Raw genomic sequence first — 17,174 nt, 5'->3', positions numbered from 1 at the left:
CACCCGTTCGAAAATTCTCCACTTTTCTTCTGGCACTTTTTTCAGGTAGATTCCAATCTAGTCCTTGTGAACCAACCTACTCCCTGCGGTGAAAACTGCGGAATCCAGCGAACTTCTCCTTTTTCTAGGGAAGTAAAGTCCTACTCAAAGTCCGCTTGGTTTTTGATCCTTTTTGGAATTTCTTCCAAGCCGACTGAAGTCAGATTTCAATGCACAAAATGCGGAAAGTTTTATGACAGACTTTCTCCGGAGGAGCTAGCAAATTACGCTTAGTAATTTTTCTACTCTTGGTTTTCACTGAATCGAGGTTGACTGAGTCTGGTAGACTAGTTCTTAGTGATAAATACGATATATGTCTGATGAATTCAAAATCACAGTCGATTTAGATCCTTCTGTTCCAGTCCTACATATATCTGGTGAAATTACCTCTGAAGCCGATGAAGACATAGTCGGACATTATCATTCCATTCCGGAATCCAGAAGATCTAGAGTTATTTTGAATTTTCAGGGGACCTCCTACATCAATTCTGCAGGTTTAGCGACCTTGATCAGCTTGATTACGAAAGCCTCAGAATCTTCCGCAAAGATCGAATTCGCTGGGTTAAACGACCATTTTAAAAAAGTGATGGATATCGTTGGTTTAACCGACTTTGTATTGATACACAATACTTTACAAGAAGCGTTAGGCTAGTCCAGTAAGCGCCCTTCTAATAAATTTCATCAGCTCCGAAATCACTTCCTCATCTCGCTCAAACGCATCTGAACCGACATAAATCTTCATTCGTTCTCTGTAATATTCGGATGCGTAAGAAAATTGCAGAGTCATAAAGATATTATCCAGGCAAAAGGCGAACAATCTCTCATTTATATCTGAACTGACAACCTTCTCTTTTTTGGCTTCTGCGATTAATTGAGTGTAGAACTGAGCAGATACTGATTCCAACTCCGAAGACAGTTTGCGAATTAGCTCTGAATTCCCCTCGGATGTCATCTCATTGTAAAGTCGGATTATGTCCTGATTCTCTCTAGAATGACGCTGTATAATTCTGAGAATGCTTTCTATTTTTCCAAATAGATCATTCTCCTCGAGTAATACAAAAGCGAGTGTTTTCTCCAGCTGTCCGATCCCGTGATTCACTGCAGCAAGAAAGAATTCTTCCTTTGTTTGAAAGTATTTGTAAAGAGATCCTACGCTTATTCCGGCTTTCGTAGCAATTGTATTGGTATTTGCATTATTGAAGCCTTTGTTTGCAAATTCTGCGATGGCAACAGAAAGGATTCGATTCTGCTTTTCTTCCGAAATACGTTCGAATGGTTCCTGGTAGTATTTTTTTGACATAGGTAGAGCCAATGGATAGAATTCCCTTCTGCTTTGCCCTCCCAAGAAACCTAGGTTTCAACCAAATTCCCGGGGGGAACATTTTCTAGTTGACAGTGAGTGAGCATTCACTCACTGTCAACTAGAATTCGAAGAAAAGAGGAAACGGAACATGGCCACCGGCTTTGCGATCAGCAAATACCCAGATACAAAGAAAGTATACAGTCAGCTAAAGGAACTGATTCAACAGCCGATTCGTTCAATTCGAAAAGAAGAGATGGATCGCTATCTGAATGAATATTTTGAAAAGAAATGCAAAAAATCCAAGGAAATGATCCAAGTTGCCTCTAATTATATCCCGGGCGGGGTTCAGCACAATTTGGCTTTCAACTTTCCCTTTCCGCTCGTATTCACAAAAGCTACTGGACCCTACTTATACGATTTGGACGGAAATAAGTACGTCGACTTTCTCCAAGGTGGAGGTCCTACAGTTTTAGGAAGCAATCCCAAGTCTGTACGGGATAAGGCAAAACAACTTTTAGATTCTACCGGTCCGGTAACCGGCTTGTTCCATGAGTACGAGCTGAAATTAGCCGAAAAAATCGTAGAACATATGCCGTCCGTGCAAATGTTTCGCATGCTCGGATCCGGAACCGAAGCTTGTATGGCTTCGATCCGAGTTGCTAGGCTTGCCACAAAAAAGAAAAACGTGGTCAAAATGGGAGGAGCCTATCACGGCTGGAGCGACCAGCTCGCTTACGGACTCAGAATCCCAGGGACCAGACATTTTGAGGCAAACGGGATTCCGAAGAGCGTATTTAAATATACCCAGGAATTTTATCCCAACGATCTAAACGCATTAGAAAAAGTTTTAAAACGAAATCGTTGGAAAGGTGGAACCGCCGCAGTTCTGATCGAGCCTATAGGACCCGAAAGCGGTACTCGTCCTCTGGATCCGGACTTCAACAAAGGAGTTCGGGAACTCTGCGACAAATTCGGTGCATTACTAATTTTTGATGAAGTAGTCACTGCTTTTAGAATCGGGATGAGCGGCGCACAAGGTTACTTCGGGATCACTCCAGATCTCACAGTTTTTGGAAAAGTCGTGGCCGGAGGATATCCTTCTGCAGGTGGACTCGGAGGAAAAAAAGAATACATGAAGTATTTGGCCGCCGGAATCCAAAGCGGGACCAAAAAGGCATTAATCGGCGGAACCATGGCTGCAAATCCGCTTAGCTCCGCTGCAGGATACTACACTCTCTGCGAAATCGAAAAACAAAAGGCATGTGAAAAAGCAGGGAAAGCCGGAGATCGAATTACCGCAGGTCTAAATAAGCTGATCCAAAAATACGACTTACCTTTTGTTGCTTTCAACCAAGGCTCTATTTGCCACTTGGAAACTGTCGGAACTATGCTTTTAGAAATCGACTTCAAGAAATTTTGGAAGATTAAAAGTACGATCAAAGAAGCTCACCACAGAAAGCATGCAATGGAAGAGATGGGAGCCGCGTACATGGCAGAAGGAATTGTCACGCTCGCAGGTAGCCGTCTTTACACAAGCGCTGCAGATACGGACGCAGTCATTGACGACGCATTAAAAAGATTTGAAAGAGTCTTTCAAAAAGTGGAAGGAGTTACTTCCACCCGCAAGTAAACGGAGGAATGGATATGGATATCGACAAGTCCAAGAAATTAGTTCGAGATACCGGAATCAGACTTTTGAAGGCGGGATTGATCGCTCGCAGCTGGGGAAATATCAGCCAAAGGATAGACCAGGACAACTTCGTGATCACTCCAACAGGAAGGACTTACGAAGATCTCAGACCGGAAGAAATGGTACAAGTAAACCTTCATACTCTGGAGCATGTAGGAAGAATCAAACCTTCCTATGAAAAAGGCTTACACGCGGAAACTTACAAACTTAGATCCGATATTCTCGCGGTAATCCATACGCACCAATTGCAGGCTTCAGTAGTAGCTGCTGCCAGAAGAGATGTTCCGGTATTGAACAAGGAAATGAAAAAGATTATCGGCGGGCCTGTTCTCTGCACCGATTACTCTTTACCTGGAACAAAGAAGCTGATCAAAATGGCAGTGCACGCTCTGGACAAATCCGGAAGCAAGGCAGTTCTTCTCGCAAATCACGGAACTCTTTGCATTGGCAAAGATATGGAAGATGCTTTCCAGGTTGCCCTAGCTTTAGAGAAGGCTTGCCAAGAATTTATTGAGTTGGAATTCTCTAAGATTTCCGGAGCAAAAGATTCTAGCAGAAAATCCATTCGCGCTTGGTATCTGCAAAAATTCGGCCAGGAGGCCATTGCATGAAAAAGCTGGAAAGCCCGCTCGAATTGCAAAAGTTCCTGCCGCAGCTCGTCAAAGAAGGGATTCTCACAAAAAATGGCTGCGCAAGTCTCAGAATCGGAAATACGATTTGGATCACTCCCAAAAAGGCGGATCTGAACAGCCTAGGAAAAAAGACCAAGAACTCTTTGTTAGCACTTCCTTTAGCTCCGAATCAGGTGTTCCCATCGGATATTCCTGGAGAAGCTCACGCTCACCTTGCGTTGTATCTTTCTAGGAACGACGTCAACGTAATCCTGCACTCTACTCAGGAGAATGTACTAACTTGCTCCATGGCCGGTGAAACAGTACGTCCTTTGCTAGACGACATGGCACAAATCGTCGGACCTACTGCTGTCGTGGTAAAGTATGGAGAAGATCCGAGCAGCTTAAAAAGGCTAGTCAAAGGATTTAAGAGAAGAAATGCGGTATTAATCAAGGATGCGGGCGCTCTTTGCGGACATAGCACCTTGGACGACGTGCACGCAGTTTGCCAGGTTTTAGAAAAAGCCTGCAAGGCTTATGTAGAGGCCCGGATCCTCGGCGGTGGTAAGGCGGTTCCCTGGTTCGAAGCTGAGGCAATTCGATTCGTTTATCAAAGAAAGTATTCCAAACAGGCGGAGAAAAATCGCTGAACGGCATTTGCTGATATAAAAGAAATAAGATTATTACTTGAGCGCCATCTATATGGCTATCTTAATGTAGCTTGCTTATTTTCGAATTTGCGCTGTTAATCGATTTAGTCGCATAATATCGGAGGAAAAAAATTATTCATTTGATTTGTTCGTTAAATAAAATTGGAAAATAATTGCGAAAGTTATCATTTTACAGACGCTATTAAGCGAATAACTTAGACCGAATTGAAAACCCCTGATGGAAGATAAGAAAGAGCTACTCACTGACAAGATCGCCGCGACAGGGCCAGTTACTATCAATCGAATTCGATTGGGACTTGTTGTACTATTCCTTGGTTCTCTCGGAGCTTCCTGGGCTCAAAGTTCTCCGGTTCAGAATGCCGCTTATTTGCTCGGGACCGCTACGATGGCGGGATTCGCAATTTATAATATCATTTCTTCCCGTAAGACCGGAAAAATTCCTAGCCATATCGGAAAGATTTCTGTTTCCGCAGATATTATCATTCTCGGAATCGTAATGTTTGTCGCTTCTTGGACGGACAAAGATATGGCATCGGGGGTAATCCGTCAAATCGTACTATATGCGATAAATATGATATTCATCGTGTATTCGGGACTCTTGCTAAATCCGAATTTCGTGATCGGTACGGGGATTCTTGCCGCATTTTGTCAGGCGATCATCATTCTAAATACAATTTTTCGTGGAGTGGAATTCACCGAAGACGAATTAAAAGTCATTTCACCCGGATATGCTTCTATTTCAGAACAAGCTTTAAAATTGGTATTTCTGGTCGTTGTATCCTTTATCACCAGGAGCGTTATCGTTATCTTTCGACTAATCGGTGCCGTCGAGGAAGAATACGCAAACACTTTGGAAGAGAAGGTAAAAGACCGTACAAAAGAAGTCACCCAAAAGATGGAGGAAATCCAAGCCCTCAAAGTCCAGCAAGACGGGGACTACTATCTTACTTCTCTCTTGAGCAAGCCACTCATGACAAACTGGAATACTTCTTTGGAAGTAAGTACATCCTTTTATATCGAGCAGAAGAAAAAGTTCGTCTTTAAGAACAGAGAATCCGAGTTGGGAGGAGATATTTGCATCAGCGGAAACCTCCTTTTCGGTCCCGATAAAGAGCGATGGATCATGTTCCTGAACGGTGATGCAATGGGCAAGTCCATGCAAGGAGCCGGAGGCGCCATCGTGCTCGGGACTGCAATGAATAATATTATGACCAGGTCTGCGAGCAACGGTCGAGTGTTGGAAAAGACTCCTGTAGAATGGATGCAGCAAACATACAAGGAATTAGATAATATTTTCAAGACCTTCGATGGAGTCATGATGGCTTCTATCATATTAGGATTAGTGAATGAAGCCACGGGACAACTTTTCCTACTGAACGCAGAACATCCTTGGGCAGTGATTTACAGAGACGGAAAGTCGTCTTTCTTAACTGATGATTCGGCTTCTCGGAAATTGGGAGCCCCGATCGAAAGCGGGTTCAATATTTTGGAATCTCATCTCATGCCCCGCGATATCGTATTTGTAGGTTCTGATGGTCGGGACGATATCAACATTTCCCAAAACGGTACCGGCAACTGGACGATGAATCAGGACGAAACTCTGTTTCTCAGGATCGTAGAACAGGGAAAAGGCGAACTTGACGAAATCGTTGATAAACTTCACGGAGTAGGAGTGATCACAGACGATCTATCGCTGATCCGAATTGGGTTTAGAGAATCTGTGGATATCGACAGTCCAAAATACTCTGCTGCCCTTAAAAAGTATTCAGACGCAAAGGAACTTTTGAGAAAAAAAGATCCTGAAGCTGCGATAACCGCACTCAAAGAAGCTTGGGACATGGCACCCTCTTTCAAAGAAGCAGCTCGCTTATTGGGTCAAATCTATTACGACAAGAAGGACTACAAAGAAGCTGCAGCTTGGCTGGAAAAGTATCTTACAATTAATCCGAATTCTCATAACCTTTGGTTTTTGACTTCGGTGTGTTACAAGCATTTGAAAGACTATAAAAGATCCATCGAGGCTGCAGAACGAGTTAGAATCTCTCAACCACTGCGCTTAGCCAATTTAGTCAATCTGACGGACAGCTATCGTTTATTAGGGAAATATGATGATGCTCGTACGGTGCTTGAAGTCGCCAGAAAGTTAGACGCCGAGAACCAATCCGTTTGGAGACTGGACGAGATTCTTAAATCAAAAGGCTTTTAAGAACTGAGATTTTAAGGCTTAAAATTCCTAAAATCTTCTAGACATTCGTTCTTAAATATTACTCTAGCATTATCATCAAAAGCGTTCGTAAATGTTCCTAGCCCAGTAGATCCCTCCACAGAGTAGTACATCCCACAAGTGGAATTGGAACAGTGGTGTCCGTTTGCTACATCTTGGTGAGAACTGACCATCGGAACTCCATTGTTCACCATTCCTAGCGCATGTCCTAATTCATGTACAACAGTGATCTGCTCAGCTCTCGGTTTTTGCAATAGAGTAAACGAAGAATTTACCACATCTTTAAAAACGATGGTGACCGGAGTACCGGAAATATTTACTCCGACTACATTCGGATTGGGAGACCCGTTATTATCCAAATAGCCTTTAACAAAAGCCAAGAAAAATCGAGCGTTGGTATAATCCGAAGTTGCAGTTTGATATTTGGCGGCGAGGCTGAGTATCTCTGGGATTGTCCAAGTGGCCTGATTTTCGGGAGTGATTTCTGTCATTTCGGATAATGTAGTCGGAACAAATACCGAGACCGTATAACCTCGATTGGAAAAGGCGGCATTCAAATTATCGATCGTTATCTGCCAATTCGAAACCCCTACTAAAATAGAACTGGTTTCAGGTTCTGCTCCGGTTTCATAATAAACCGAAACGAAAACATTTCTCACAGAAGAAAAATATACACTAGGCTTATCGGGACTTAAGATCTGAAGCAGTGCCGGAAGATTATCCGCAGTGATCAGACCTGAATCATGATTTGCAACACATCCTTCGAATTGTGAAAGGAAAGTGAATAGTAAAATAAAATATTTGAATTTCGTAATGTATCTACTAAACATGAATTCTCTCTAAAATAAAACAGTAATTGGTTATATAGATCCTTTAATAAACAGAGTAAGCTTTGGGCTTACCCCTAGATTGCTACGATTTCTATTCCCTATCAAGCCCAAAAGCAAAAACCAATTGCAAAGGAAGTATATTTCTGAAGGCTTGCTTAGCGTTCGATCGAAAGGAAGGAAAGTCATGGACCAAAAAACAACCGTGCTCACAAAAGTTCATTCTCTTGAAAACGGAAAGATTTTCGAAATTATCATCAACCGACCCGAAGTGCATAACTGCGTGAACGGTGAAACCGCAGACCTACTTTTGCAAGCTTGGAATCGGTTTCGCGAAGACGATGAACTAGTAGTAGCGATCTTACGCGGTTCAGGAGATAAATCATTCTGCGCCGGAGCAGACTTGAATGCGTTAAACACTTTAGTAAACATAAACGCTAGCGACGACGAAATTAGAAGATGGGCACGAAATGGAACCGGTCCAATGGGCGGAACCAGAGTCGTTCAAAGAAAGCCGGTCATCACAATCTCTCAAGGATACACGTATGCGGGAGGCTTAGAATTATTCTGTCACGGCCATATTCGAATCGCAGAAAAACAGGCAATGTTTTCGGTAGCTTGTCGTAGATGGGGAGTTCCTCTCGCAGACGGTGGAACTGTGTATCTTCCCTGGTTGATCGGCCCAGGAGCTGCTTTGCCCTTAATCATTACAGGGCAGAGAATTAGAGCAGACAGAGCACAAGAAATCGGTTTGGTATGGGAAGTTACTCCAAAAGGAAAAGGCTACGAACGCGCCATGAAATACGCAAAGCAGATTTGTTCCATGCCAAGGGATGCGCTCATGGCGGACTTATCTTCTGCGATAGAGGGCTACGGGCGTTCACTCGAAGATGCGTTAGAGATCGAGGCAAAAGGAATTTATCCTGTCTTGAAAAGTAAGAGCATAAAAGAAGGGGTGGAAAAATTCCAAAAGGGAACTCGATTTTGGTTTAGATAAATTGAATGCAATCTTCAATCGCATCGAACTGAATTCGTATGACAAATACGATATTCAGTCAGACACAACAATCGGTGATCGAAGACGATGCAAAATATATTCAAGTGATCGCCGCAGCGGGTTCCGGCAAAACGAGCACCATGGTGGGCGTGGTCGAGCATTCCATCAGGACAGGATTGGAGCCTTCCGAAATATTAGTGCTTACCTTTACCAGGAAAGCCGCCGGAGAAATCAGAGAAAGGATTTTGCGCAGAACCAGATCACCTGAAGTAAAAGTTCATACATTTCACTCCTTCTGCTTCCAGGCTTTGGGAAAATGGCACCCCGAATTCAAAAACAGAAAACCGAATATCGTATCCCCCGAGGAAAAGAATCTTTTCTTTCAAAATTGGTTCAAAAAGGATCCGGGCTTAGTAGGAGGGATCCCCTATGAATTACTTTCCGACTTTCGAAATCTACCTACAGACTTCGACTCAGAATGGAAAGAAGAATTAGAAAAAGATTATATTCTTTATAAAAAAAGAGAAGGAAAGCTCGACTTCGAAGATCTCGTGTCGATTTTTCTAAACGATCTTGAAAATGAAGAGCCTTGGACGGAGGCTTCGAAAACCGAACTGAAGAAAATTCTCGTAGATGAATTTCAGGACACTGATTCCGAACAGCTTCGTTTTCTAAAACAGTTTCAAGATTCCTCCTCGATTCTGGTTGTCGGAGACGATTCCCAAAGCATCTATTCTTTTCGAGGGACGGAAGTAAGATTATTTTTAGATTTTCCTAGATTGTTCTCTCCTTCCAAGTTGCATTTTTTGAATACGAATTATAGATCCCTTCCTAAGATCGTGGAGGTTTCTGCGATTCCGATCTCAAAAAATAAAAGTAAAATACCCAAGGATGTTGTCGCTCATCGTGAAGGCAAGGCAACCGTAGGCAGAATTAGTGTCGAAAGAATACAAGATCTCTTCCCTTTTCTGGAGAGAGCTTATGCAAAGAGCAAAGGCGAACTCCGTATCCTATGCAGGTCCAATCACAGAATCCGAGAATATGAAAGGGCTGGAATTCCGAGTGATCTATTGCTTACTATCCATGCATCCAAAGGATTAGAATTTCATACTATCTTTGTGGATTTATCCGAAGGTTGGAATACTCGATTAAATGCAGATTCTGAATTTATAGAAGAAGAAAGAAGGATACTGTACGTTGCTTTATCTCGGGCAAAGGATCATCTATTTGTAATAGGGAATCGAGGGAAATCCTCTCGTGAAACAGTGGAAGACTTGTTTTATTCTTATTTTAAAAGCTTGGACGAAAAAAAGGCCGGCTCCCCGATTTGAGAGCCGGGGACCGGAGAGCAATTGGATTGGATGGGTGCGATTAGAGTGAGGCTAGGCCCCAAGTTGCAAGTTCGTATCCGCCGGATTGGTCTGGATGGAAATCGCGACGAAAATATCTGAGTGCTGCTTTTGCAATAGGTCCGACAGTCACTCGCATGTAATCGGACGAACCTTTCAGGTCCTCTCTCCATTTAGAAAAAGAGACTTCTTTATCCGTTAGCAAAAACCAATATTGAAGGCCGATTGCATATCCCCAAAATAATAAGGTGGCGATTACGAATCCGAAAACTCTTAGGAAGTAACTTTTGGAAACTGTTTTAAGAACGTCGAATGCCACGGACTTGTGTTCGATTTCCTCGCAAGCATGCCAGAGCAGTAAGCGACGCATGTCACCTTCAGCATATTCATGCAGCCTGTTTTCGATTCCTATCTCTCCCAAAGTGGCGGTATAGTGTTCAAGTGCAGCAGTAACGGAGAGTTTTAACTTTTTGCCAAAAAGTATTTCTGCAAGAGGAAAGAAAATCTTAAATGCAGTAAAATGATAAAAGCGAGCGACTCGATCCACGGGGCGACCTTGTTTGCGAAGTGCATCCCACACTTTCTCGTGCTCTTTTCCGTGTTGTACTTCCTGCCCGATAAAGGCTTTGATCCTTTCTTTCAAAGCAGGATCCTGCACTTGGTCGGCAAAAGCCTTTACACTTTTAATAAAGAACCTTTCTCCTTCTGGAAAAAGGATATGGTATGAATTGACTGCGTGAGTTAGAACGCTATTGCCACTTATATAGTGGGGTGATAAATCCTGGAGTCCTTCAAAGTCCATTTTCCGAACGCTAGGCATGCTCGCATCGAAAGGTTTTACCGATTTTTTCTTCTCTGTTTGTGCAGGCATTTCTCTCTCCTTTCTTATTCTCATTCTCTGTCGAATAAGATACCTTAGAAAGATTCCCTCCTCCTGCTGATCCCAAAAAAACCTAGCTGATTCTGAAATCGGCCAGGAAATCCGAAGTTTTCCAAAAGAAATTGGAGTTCCAACATTTCACAAAACAGAGTTAACTCATCAGCGCATACGATTGCCCGCATATGTGGTCGAAAAGGCTTTACGCGCAAGAAAGGTGACAAATACTGGCCTTGACCGGGGGATTAGCTCAGCTGGTTAGAGCGCTACCTTGACATGGTAGAGGTCACTGGTTCGATCCCAGTATCTCCCAGGTTTTCACCTTTTTCTCGACGCGATTTTTAGATTTTAGGTCAGTAGAACACCGATTACTATGATCGCGATCCCAATAATATTCGCTGTCACACCAATGGTTCCGAGCAAACGGCCCGCGATCGGTTTTTCCTGAAATTCGTCTTTCACAGATTGAAGCCAGTTCACCGTATCTTTCAGAGCTAAGAAAAGAGAAGAGCCCGAGAGCAAATAGGCCGCAAAGTACGCGATTCCCTCCGTCAGATTCGCATAACGAAATGCTACTACAAGTGCCAAAAGCATTGTTCCTTGCATCAAAGGTCCGATATGAGAGGCTTGCAGGTATCTAGAAGGGAACTCAGCTTTCATCCTCGCAAATGCATAAGGAAATCCAAATAGACATCCGTATGCTAAGTTGAGCACGCCGGCGATGATTAGAATTTTTTCAGGTACGAGCATTTGATGATTCTCCGCGGGACAAATAATTTCCCGCAAGAGAATATACTAGAATCCAATTTTGGTCCAATCTTTTCGAAAAGAAGTATAGAGCCTTAATCTCCCAAAAACACTGTGGTTGCCGGTAATTTGAATCCGGTCACTAGTGCCAAATCCTTGCGGATCTGCTCCCTTACCATCGGAATATGTTCTACCAATAAAGCCTGGCGCAACGACATTTCTCCAGCTTTTAGGTCTATCTCACCTAACGCCATAGAGGCGCGATAGCGAACCATAGAAGATTCATCTTTCAGAAAGTCACAAAGTTCGTAGAATCTTTTATCTGCGATTCGATTTATAGAAACGATCGCATTCAACATAGACACTTTTGCAAAAGAATTCTTTTCCTTGTCCAAGGCAGCATTCAATGCAGGAAGCGAATCTTTCTTGTTTTGATTTTTCAAACCATCCGCTGCAGACGCCCTGATATAAAAGTTAGGATGGCCTAATGCGTTTGAGATCGTATCTGCACTGGTTTTATCATAAGGTAGGGATCCTACGCTTCTCAAAAGTTCTCCAACTGCAATCACCATGTTGTATCCGTCTGGAGAACTGAACGTAGGAACTTCGTTCTCCAAGATCTGAGTCTCTAATCTTCTATATTCCTCGAGCATGGGCTGCGCAGTAAATTCCTGTTCCATCGCGCCGAGCGCCTGAGCGATTACGAATTTGAGAGTAGGAAAGTTCTCGTCACTTTTCGGAACCCTCGGATTTCCTTTTAAAGCTTTTAGGAGAGGATGGACAGCTAATTTGCTTCGAACAAACTTTAGATAATCTGCAGCTTGGATGCGTTCCTCCAAGGTGCCAGTTTCTAATCTTCGAACCTGCTCAAAAAAAAGTTGGTCTTGTTTTTCTTGGATTGGTTCTTTTGCAATGATCCCAGTAGAGATCAAAAGTAATAGTAGGATAGCGAAGAGCCTGGTTAAAGCGGACATGAATCCCCCCTTCCCAAAGAGTATCGGCAATTACAAGGTCACCCTTGACCCGGGCAAAAGCCTATTATGGAGAACTAGGATCCTTTTCTCGGACCCGCTCTGCAATTCGCCGAATTTTCTCAGAAAGGTCTTCCACGGCCAATTCCTTTTCGCCGACTTCTTCCAATTCTCGACCCACTTTTTTAAGGTCTTCCTGGATTTGCTCTCGGTTCTCGCTGGCTCGGTGCGCAAGATTGGTAAGTAGGTCTTCTCGATAGCTTTTGACCTCTTCTAATTTCAATTCTCCTAGAGCCACCATGCTCTGCAGAATTCTGTCTAGTTTCTCTCGAGTAAGATAGGCGAGCCCGATACCGCCTAGTACCAGTCTTCCGAATAGGGCGCTCACATTCTTACCGGTTTCTCGAATCAGGGCAGAAAGCATGTAATTCGAGAATTCTTCGTTTCTTTGGCCCAAACTTACCTTTAAAAAGGTTTGGCCTAATATCTTCGGTGTAATATCCCTTCCAGTCATGTTATCAATTACTTTGATCTCATCGCCGGCGATAATCATCTCCGCAACATCCTCTAAAGTAATCGTTTTACTGGTCTCAGGGTCGTACAACCTGCGATTGGCGTATCTTTTTAGAACCTTCATTCGGGTGGGTACCTATTCATTTTGGGGATTTTCCCACAAGACCGCCGCGGCCCTGGACTATGAGGCACTCCGTTTTTCCGAGCGGACTGCCTTTCTAGTTGCCGGTTTTTCGCAACGCACCAATTCTAGGATCGGTTGAAAATCCCTAAGGTCAAGGAAAAAACCCATACGGTTACTTTCTACTTCTTATGAAGCTTTTATCTGATGTTCTGTTACTAAATCGAATTTCTAACGATGAGTTGGAATTCCTACTCGCGTTGATTCGTTGGAAAGGAATCAACGCGGCAGAGTGGGTCAAATCTTCCGGATTTCCGACTGTCCCAAAAGATACTTTAATCTGGAAAAAGGATGCGTCTCCTTCGGACAATCTGATCGTAAAAGATTGGTCCAGAGAATCCACGGTATTAGGAAGATTCGACGTAGAAGAAAAGAATGCCTACTTGAGAGCGGGAGTAACTAGAGTCTACGATCTTAATTTTTATCCTTTGGACGAGTTTCCGTTGCAAGGGATCACAAAACAGATTCATCCAGAAATCTTAATACTTACGAAAGACGAAAATCTTTTCTTTAAATTTCGCTCCTTGCTGAAAGCATGCGGCTCCAATGCACATTGGTGCAAAGACATCATAGGTCTGCCGAACATGCTCAAGGAAACAAAGCCGGGAGTGCTACTACTGGACGCCGAATCTTTCCCCGCGAGAGAACTTTCGGAAAAATTGAGAATGGTTAAAGGAAATCCTCATTTTCCGCTTTGCTTTTGCCTGATCGACTTTGATAGAGAAAATGTCTACCAAGATCTAACAAGGGGACTCAAAGATCTAGCGAAAGCTTTTTTTGAACCAAAGGATCTTTTGATTTTTCTGAGAGATAGACTTCTGCTCTCTGAGCCCTGCAGGGATTCCGAATACCAGGCGATCAATTGGGGAGGAACTCCTCGAAGCATTAGAGATTTCGAATTTTCTAAAATACCCGAATTCCCTGGAGATGTTTTAGGAATCGAGTATTTGAGAAAGATCCACAGGCTCTTTGCTTGGTTCGGAGACGGAGCAGCACGTCGCGAATTCGAGGCTTAGAATCTGCCGTTGTTCTCGTTTCGGCTTTTTCCTAAGCTGAGCCTTCTCTTTCTAGCTGCTCAAAGACTTTTAAGAATAGCTCTGATTCTTGCGCCCCAGAGACTGCATATTTATCATTAAAAATATAAAACGGAACTCCGGTGATTCCGAGGTTTCTGCCCTCTTCTTCTTCAAGCGCGATCTCTTTTAAGAAATTTTGATCGTTCTTTACTTCCGCAAACTCCGCTTCGGAAATCCCGACTTCCTTCAAGCAATCGAGAATCGTTCTTTCATTCGTAAGATCAGATTCTTCGGAAAAAAACTTTCGAAAAAAGACTCCAGCAAGTTCCGATTCTTTCTGATAATTTCGCGCTCTTCGAACCAAAGCATGTAAGAGCAAAGTATTCGGCTGTCTTCCTTCCTCGGAGCCCTTGAATTCCAAGCCTGCAGATTTTGCCACCTCGGCAGTCCTTTTGACGATTGCTTTCACCCTTTCTACGGATCCGAACTTCTTGGCCAAATGCTGTACTCGATCCTCGCCTTCGGTCGGAATATGAGGATTCAATTCAAAGGGTTTCCATTGAATCGTAAATCTGTCACCAGGATGATCTGAGCTCCATATTTGGATCGCATTCTCTAACTTTGTCTTTCCGATATAACACCAGGGACAAACCACATCAGAATAAATCGAGATTTCAGTATTCATTTAAGTAACAATCCGTATTCTTATAAACTAAATTTCGTTTATTCTTAGACAGCCGATTCAATCAGTTGGATAAATTGATTCATAAATGCAAAATGCAGATCATTACCATTCGTGACGAATGTCTGTATCGGAATCCATTTCTTCCAGACCTCGATTTGGAAATGCCTGTTCGTAGAACAAGGCTGCGAATAGATTAAAATCCTCGTCTACAGGAAGATTGTTCTTTTCCCAATATTCATTTCTTCTCTTGATCAAGATTGAGATCGTTTCATCCTCTAACGAAAATTCAGCTTGTCCTCTGTTTAAACGACGCACCATCCAATTAAGGTTATGCAAACAAAATGATCCCAGAATCTCTAATGATGCGATAGTCGGCTCCCGTTTCATTAGTGTTTCCGTATGATACAGCGGAATCCTCAGATTATGTGGGTCTTTCGTTTCCAGGAACTGTTTGTAACCGGCAGAAATCGAATCAAAGAAATGCATTGTGTTCACATAGGAATTTCTGATACGAGCTTCTAGTTCAGGTCGAGTACGGATCACTTCTAAGAGATCGATCAGACTATCTTTTCTTTGTGCTTCCCTTAATATTTCATCTAAAGGAGCCTTGCGAGGTTCTACGTCTATCAAGCGGATAAAAAGATATTTGATTTCGTAAGCAAATCTGGACTCTCTCGGGATATAGTATTCGATCCAGATAGGTTCTTTATAATAATTTTCTAATTCATTGGAAGGAAGGTCCAAAGTCACACTCAGTGACTTAAGCTTTTTCACATCGTCCGTGATTACCTTTTTGCCCTCTACCCTCGTCCTAGATCTTTTGATCTGTTTGAGTTGCGACTTATTTAATAGCGGCTTGGGCTTGTAGCTATCCATCTTTATATCATCGGATTTGCGATGATCCTAATTCAGGGTTGGGAAACGGATTCAGTAGAACCCGGAGAATGACTCCAAAAAAAACGTGCACTAAACAAGCGAAGCGCTAGGCCAAAAGGGCTCATAATCCCAGATTCTGCAAAGCGGACTTTTCCATGGGAATCCAAAATATAGAAAGTAGGATATCCTCCTATCCCCCAATCTCTCAGCAAAATCGGATTTCCTTGGATTACAGGAAATTGTATCTCCTTTTTTTGAAGATATTGATTCAAGAGCGAAGGATTATCTCCTTCTTCCACACTAATAAATGCAAAAGATTCGCGACCTTCGAGTAGAGAAGCATACCATTTTACGAGCGGTAAACTGTTGGAACATACTCCGCACCAGGTCGCCCAAAAATATACGACAGTAGTCTTTCCTTCCAAATTCGCTTTTTGTCCTGAAGGAAAAGAAAATTCCATTCCGTTCAAATCGACGACCGGCTTTGTGTCTAAAGCACGAAACCAAGCAAGAAAGAATGTGGCCGAAAGAAGTAACGCGATTGCTCCGCCATATTTAAAAGCTGTCTTAGTAGAATTTTTCATCTATTCCTTAGACTAAAATCAGTGATGTATAGGCAGAGTTTGTCCTGGTCCAGAATACATTATCCAAATTACGAGCAAGAGCCAAAGGAATCCTGCGATCAAAACTCCCCAATCTGTCAGAATGGCTTTTGTAGGATTGTGACCCATATTTTTAATATAAATAATATAAAGAGACCTGAATATTGCGTACACTACGATCGGTATCGTGTACACCATTTTGTCTGTTCCAAGATTTTCCAAAGTCGTGGGACTGGTTACGTACATGACGTAAGTCACGAGAGTCATCGTTGCGACAATCCCCATCATCAGATCCAAAAAGTTGACCGAGTATTCTTCTAGAATTTTTCTGTGACCTTTCGCACCATCTTCCAGAATAATTAGTTCACCTCTTCTTTTTCCGAATCCCCAATACAGAGCCAGCATGAAAGTGCAAAGAAGCAACCAAGAAGAGAAGCTCACACCAACTACTACTGAACCGGCAATCGCACGAACCACAAATCCGATACTGATACTCATTACATCCAGAATCACCATATGCTTTAAGAAGCGACTGTAGATGACATTGAAGATCAGATAGAAAGTGACTAAGTAAAAGAACTCAGGCTGCAATCGAAACGAAAGGATCAAAGTGGTACTGAGTACGATGGCAGTGAGAAACAATGCCACAGTCGGAGAAATCGCTCCGCTCGCAAGAGGTCTATGCTTCTTTTCCGGATGAAGAGCATCCTCTTTTCGGTCCAGGAAATCGTTGATTACATACTGGCAACTAGCTGTAAAAGAAAATAAAAAGAATGCTGCGAGTGCTCTTTCTACTGATTCAAGATCACCCAGTTTTTTTCCAAAAATAATCCCAGCAAATAGAATGATGTTTTTGATCCATTGGTGGGGTCGAAGTAATATGATGAACTGAACTAGCATTCTCTGTTTCCGGAATTCATTTTTGATCTAGATCGCCAGATTGCGATAAAATCCCTATGTTTCAACGAATTTTGGAGAGTTTTCGTGAAAGTTCG

At 42.8% G+C, this 17,174-nt stretch carries 19 protein-coding genes and 1 tRNA gene; 10 read left to right on the top strand and 10 right to left on the bottom strand.

The genetic code is table 11. The features are described 5' to 3' along the window. The first annotated feature begins 66 nt into the window (after nucleotides 1-66). On the top strand, nucleotides 67-273 hold the full coding sequence (locus CH373_RS11060; RefSeq protein WP_100713732.1) for a hypothetical protein: 207 nt from the start codon (nucleotides 67-69) through the stop codon (nucleotides 271-273). A 79-nt stretch (nucleotides 274-352) separates the two neighbouring features. Then, nucleotides 353-691 (top strand): STAS domain-containing protein, encoded by a 339-nt coding sequence (locus CH373_RS11055; protein WP_100713733.1) that lies wholly within the window; start codon nucleotides 353-355, stop codon nucleotides 689-691. Here the strand turns inward: CH373_RS11055 and CH373_RS11050 are convergent. Next, nucleotides 683-1,339, bottom strand: coding sequence for a TetR/AcrR family transcriptional regulator (locus CH373_RS11050; RefSeq protein WP_100713734.1), 657 nt, complete (start codon nucleotides 1,337-1,339; stop codon nucleotides 683-685). The genes CH373_RS11055 and CH373_RS11050 overlap by 9 nt on opposite strands. 151 nt (nucleotides 1,340-1,490) lie before the next feature. On the opposite strand from CH373_RS11050, the gene CH373_RS11045 reads away from it, so the two are divergent. The 4 genes from CH373_RS11045 to CH373_RS11030 all read left to right on the top strand — a co-directional run bounded on the left by CH373_RS11045 (nucleotide 1,491) and on the right by CH373_RS11030 (nucleotide 6,520). Continuing rightward, the gene (locus CH373_RS11045) at nucleotides 1,491-2,972 is read left to right on the top strand and encodes an aspartate aminotransferase family protein (RefSeq protein WP_100713735.1); all 1,482 of its coding nucleotides are present in this window, start codon (nucleotides 1,491-1,493) and stop codon (nucleotides 2,970-2,972) included. Between the two features lie 14 nt (nucleotides 2,973-2,986). Continuing rightward, the gene (locus CH373_RS11040) at nucleotides 2,987-3,643 is read left to right on the top strand and encodes a class II aldolase/adducin family protein (RefSeq protein ID WP_100713736.1); all 657 of its coding nucleotides are present in this window, start codon (nucleotides 2,987-2,989) and stop codon (nucleotides 3,641-3,643) included. Continuing rightward, nucleotides 3,640-4,293: a class II aldolase/adducin family protein gene (locus CH373_RS11035; protein ID WP_100713737.1), complete on the top strand. Its 654-nt coding sequence runs from the start codon at nucleotides 3,640-3,642 to the stop codon at nucleotides 4,291-4,293. The genes CH373_RS11040 and CH373_RS11035 overlap by 4 nt, the downstream gene beginning before the upstream one ends. Nucleotides 4,294-4,531: 238 nt before the next feature. Next, complete coding sequence (locus CH373_RS11030; RefSeq protein WP_100713738.1) at nucleotides 4,532-6,520, top strand: SpoIIE family protein phosphatase; 1,989 nt, start codon at nucleotides 4,532-4,534, stop codon at nucleotides 6,518-6,520. An 11-nt stretch (nucleotides 6,521-6,531) separates the two neighbouring features. Here the strand turns inward: CH373_RS11030 and CH373_RS11025 are convergent, their stop codons facing one another. After that, nucleotides 6,532-7,368 (bottom strand): hypothetical protein, encoded by an 837-nt coding sequence (locus CH373_RS11025; protein WP_100713739.1) that lies wholly within the window; start codon nucleotides 7,366-7,368, stop codon nucleotides 6,532-6,534. A gap of 184 nt (nucleotides 7,369-7,552) precedes the next feature. On the opposite strand from CH373_RS11025, the gene CH373_RS11020 reads away from it, so the two are divergent. Together CH373_RS11020 and CH373_RS11015 are read left to right on the top strand one after the other, a co-directional pair. Beyond that, nucleotides 7,553-8,362: an enoyl-CoA hydratase-related protein gene (locus CH373_RS11020; protein WP_100713832.1), complete on the top strand. Its 810-nt coding sequence runs from the start codon at nucleotides 7,553-7,555 to the stop codon at nucleotides 8,360-8,362. Nucleotides 8,363-8,400: 38 nt separating this feature from the next. After that, nucleotides 8,401-9,693 carry a UvrD-helicase domain-containing protein gene (locus CH373_RS11015; protein ID WP_100713740.1) on the top strand — a complete coding sequence of 431 codons (1,293 nt, stop codon included), beginning with the start codon at nucleotides 8,401-8,403 and terminating at the stop codon, nucleotides 9,691-9,693. Nucleotides 9,694-9,733: 40 nt separating this feature from the next. Here the strand turns inward: CH373_RS11015 and CH373_RS11010 are convergent, their stop codons facing one another. Then, nucleotides 9,734-10,582 carry a metal-dependent hydrolase gene (locus tag CH373_RS11010; RefSeq protein ID WP_100713833.1) on the bottom strand — a complete coding sequence of 283 codons (849 nt, stop codon included), beginning with the start codon at nucleotides 10,580-10,582 and terminating at the stop codon, nucleotides 9,734-9,736. A 245-nt stretch (nucleotides 10,583-10,827) separates the two neighbouring features. Between CH373_RS11010 and CH373_RS11005 the strand changes: the two genes are divergently transcribed. After that, nucleotides 10,828-10,901 (top strand) — tRNA-Val (locus CH373_RS11005). A 35-nt stretch (nucleotides 10,902-10,936) separates the two neighbouring features. On the opposite strand, the gene CH373_RS11000 is transcribed toward CH373_RS11005, so the two are convergent. From CH373_RS11000 to CH373_RS10990, 3 genes are all read right to left on the bottom strand, one after another. Then, the gene (locus tag CH373_RS11000; RefSeq protein WP_100713741.1) at nucleotides 10,937-11,338 is read right to left on the bottom strand and encodes a hypothetical protein; all 402 of its coding nucleotides are present in this window, start codon (nucleotides 11,336-11,338) and stop codon (nucleotides 10,937-10,939) included. 92 nt (nucleotides 11,339-11,430) lie between these two features. Continuing rightward, entirely contained in the window at nucleotides 11,431-12,309 is an 879-nt protein-coding gene (locus CH373_RS10995; RefSeq protein ID WP_100713742.1) for a HEAT repeat domain-containing protein, read from the bottom strand. A 64-nt stretch (nucleotides 12,310-12,373) separates the two neighbouring features. Then, nucleotides 12,374-12,943, bottom strand: coding sequence for a polyhydroxyalkanoate synthesis regulator DNA-binding domain-containing protein (locus CH373_RS10990; protein ID WP_100713743.1), 570 nt, complete (start codon nucleotides 12,941-12,943; stop codon nucleotides 12,374-12,376). A 188-nt stretch (nucleotides 12,944-13,131) separates the two neighbouring features. Here CH373_RS10990 and CH373_RS10985 point away from each other — a divergent pair, with 188 nt between their 5' ends. Further along, on the top strand, nucleotides 13,132-14,016 hold the full coding sequence (locus tag CH373_RS10985; protein ID WP_100713744.1) for a hypothetical protein: 885 nt from the start codon (nucleotides 13,132-13,134) through the stop codon (nucleotides 14,014-14,016). Between the two features lie 31 nt (nucleotides 14,017-14,047). Here the strand turns inward: CH373_RS10985 and CH373_RS10980 are convergent, their stop codons facing one another. From CH373_RS10980 to CH373_RS10965, 4 genes are all read right to left on the bottom strand, one after another. Beyond that, the gene (locus CH373_RS10980; protein WP_100713745.1) at nucleotides 14,048-14,701 is read right to left on the bottom strand and encodes a DsbA family oxidoreductase; all 654 of its coding nucleotides are present in this window, start codon (nucleotides 14,699-14,701) and stop codon (nucleotides 14,048-14,050) included. Nucleotides 14,702-14,803: 102 nt separating this feature from the next. Next, nucleotides 14,804-15,577, bottom strand: a complete 774-nt coding sequence (locus CH373_RS10975; RefSeq protein WP_100713746.1) for a hypothetical protein — start codon at nucleotides 15,575-15,577, stop codon at nucleotides 14,804-14,806. Nucleotides 15,578-15,609: 32 nt separating this feature from the next. Continuing rightward, the gene (locus CH373_RS10970; RefSeq protein ID WP_100713747.1) at nucleotides 15,610-16,161 is read right to left on the bottom strand and encodes a redoxin family protein; all 552 of its coding nucleotides are present in this window, start codon (nucleotides 16,159-16,161) and stop codon (nucleotides 15,610-15,612) included. A gap of 18 nt (nucleotides 16,162-16,179) precedes the next feature. Beyond that, nucleotides 16,180-17,079, bottom strand: a complete 900-nt coding sequence (locus tag CH373_RS10965; RefSeq protein ID WP_100713748.1) for a decaprenyl-phosphate phosphoribosyltransferase — start codon at nucleotides 17,077-17,079, stop codon at nucleotides 16,180-16,182. Between the last annotated feature and the right edge of the window lie 95 nt (nucleotides 17,080-17,174).

It is taken from the genome of Leptospira perolatii, assembly GCF_002811875.1.
Lineage (GTDB): Bacteria > Spirochaetota > Leptospiria > Leptospirales > Leptospiraceae > Leptospira_B > Leptospira_B perolatii.
Note: the sequence above shows the minus strand (reverse complement) of the source record. Positions and strands in the feature narration are given on the sequence as shown.

Coding starts and splice junctions, on each gene's coding strand:
- CH373_RS11020 (WP_100713832.1), top strand. CDS start 7,553: ATGGACCAAAAAACAACCGTGCTCACAAAAGTTCATTCTCTTGAAAAC.
- CH373_RS11050 (WP_100713734.1), bottom strand. CDS start 1,339: ATGTCAAAAAAATACTACCAGGAACCATTCGAACGTATTTCGGAAGAA.
- CH373_RS11040 (WP_100713736.1), top strand. CDS start 2,987: ATGGATATCGACAAGTCCAAGAAATTAGTTCGAGATACCGGAATCAGA.
- CH373_RS11015 (WP_100713740.1), top strand. CDS start 8,401: ATGACAAATACGATATTCAGTCAGACACAACAATCGGTGATCGAAGAC.
- CH373_RS11000 (WP_100713741.1), bottom strand. CDS start 11,338: ATGCTCGTACCTGAAAAAATTCTAATCATCGCCGGCGTGCTCAACTTA.
- CH373_RS10995 (WP_100713742.1), bottom strand. CDS start 12,309: ATGTCCGCTTTAACCAGGCTCTTCGCTATCCTACTATTACTTTTGATC.
- CH373_RS10975 (WP_100713746.1), bottom strand. CDS start 15,577: ATGGATAGCTACAAGCCCAAGCCGCTATTAAATAAGTCGCAACTCAAA.
- CH373_RS11035 (WP_100713737.1), top strand. CDS start 3,640: ATGAAAAAGCTGGAAAGCCCGCTCGAATTGCAAAAGTTCCTGCCGCAG.
- CH373_RS11025 (WP_100713739.1), bottom strand. CDS start 7,368: ATGTTTAGTAGATACATTACGAAATTCAAATATTTTATTTTACTATTC.
- CH373_RS11055 (WP_100713733.1), top strand. CDS start 353: ATGTCTGATGAATTCAAAATCACAGTCGATTTAGATCCTTCTGTTCCA.
- CH373_RS11045 (WP_100713735.1), top strand. CDS start 1,491: ATGGCCACCGGCTTTGCGATCAGCAAATACCCAGATACAAAGAAAGTA.
- CH373_RS10990 (WP_100713743.1), bottom strand. CDS start 12,943: ATGAAGGTTCTAAAAAGATACGCCAATCGCAGGTTGTACGACCCTGAG.
- CH373_RS10965 (WP_100713748.1), bottom strand. CDS start 17,079: ATGCTAGTTCAGTTCATCATATTACTTCGACCCCACCAATGGATCAAA.
- CH373_RS11010 (WP_100713833.1), bottom strand. CDS start 10,582: ATGCCTGCACAAACAGAGAAGAAAAAATCGGTAAAACCTTTCGATGCG.
- CH373_RS10980 (WP_100713745.1), bottom strand. CDS start 14,701: ATGAATACTGAAATCTCGATTTATTCTGATGTGGTTTGTCCCTGGTGT.
- CH373_RS10985 (WP_100713744.1), top strand. CDS start 13,132: ATGAAGCTTTTATCTGATGTTCTGTTACTAAATCGAATTTCTAACGAT.
- CH373_RS10970 (WP_100713747.1), bottom strand. CDS start 16,161: ATGAAAAATTCTACTAAGACAGCTTTTAAATATGGCGGAGCAATCGCG.
- CH373_RS11030 (WP_100713738.1), top strand. CDS start 4,532: ATGGAAGATAAGAAAGAGCTACTCACTGACAAGATCGCCGCGACAGGG.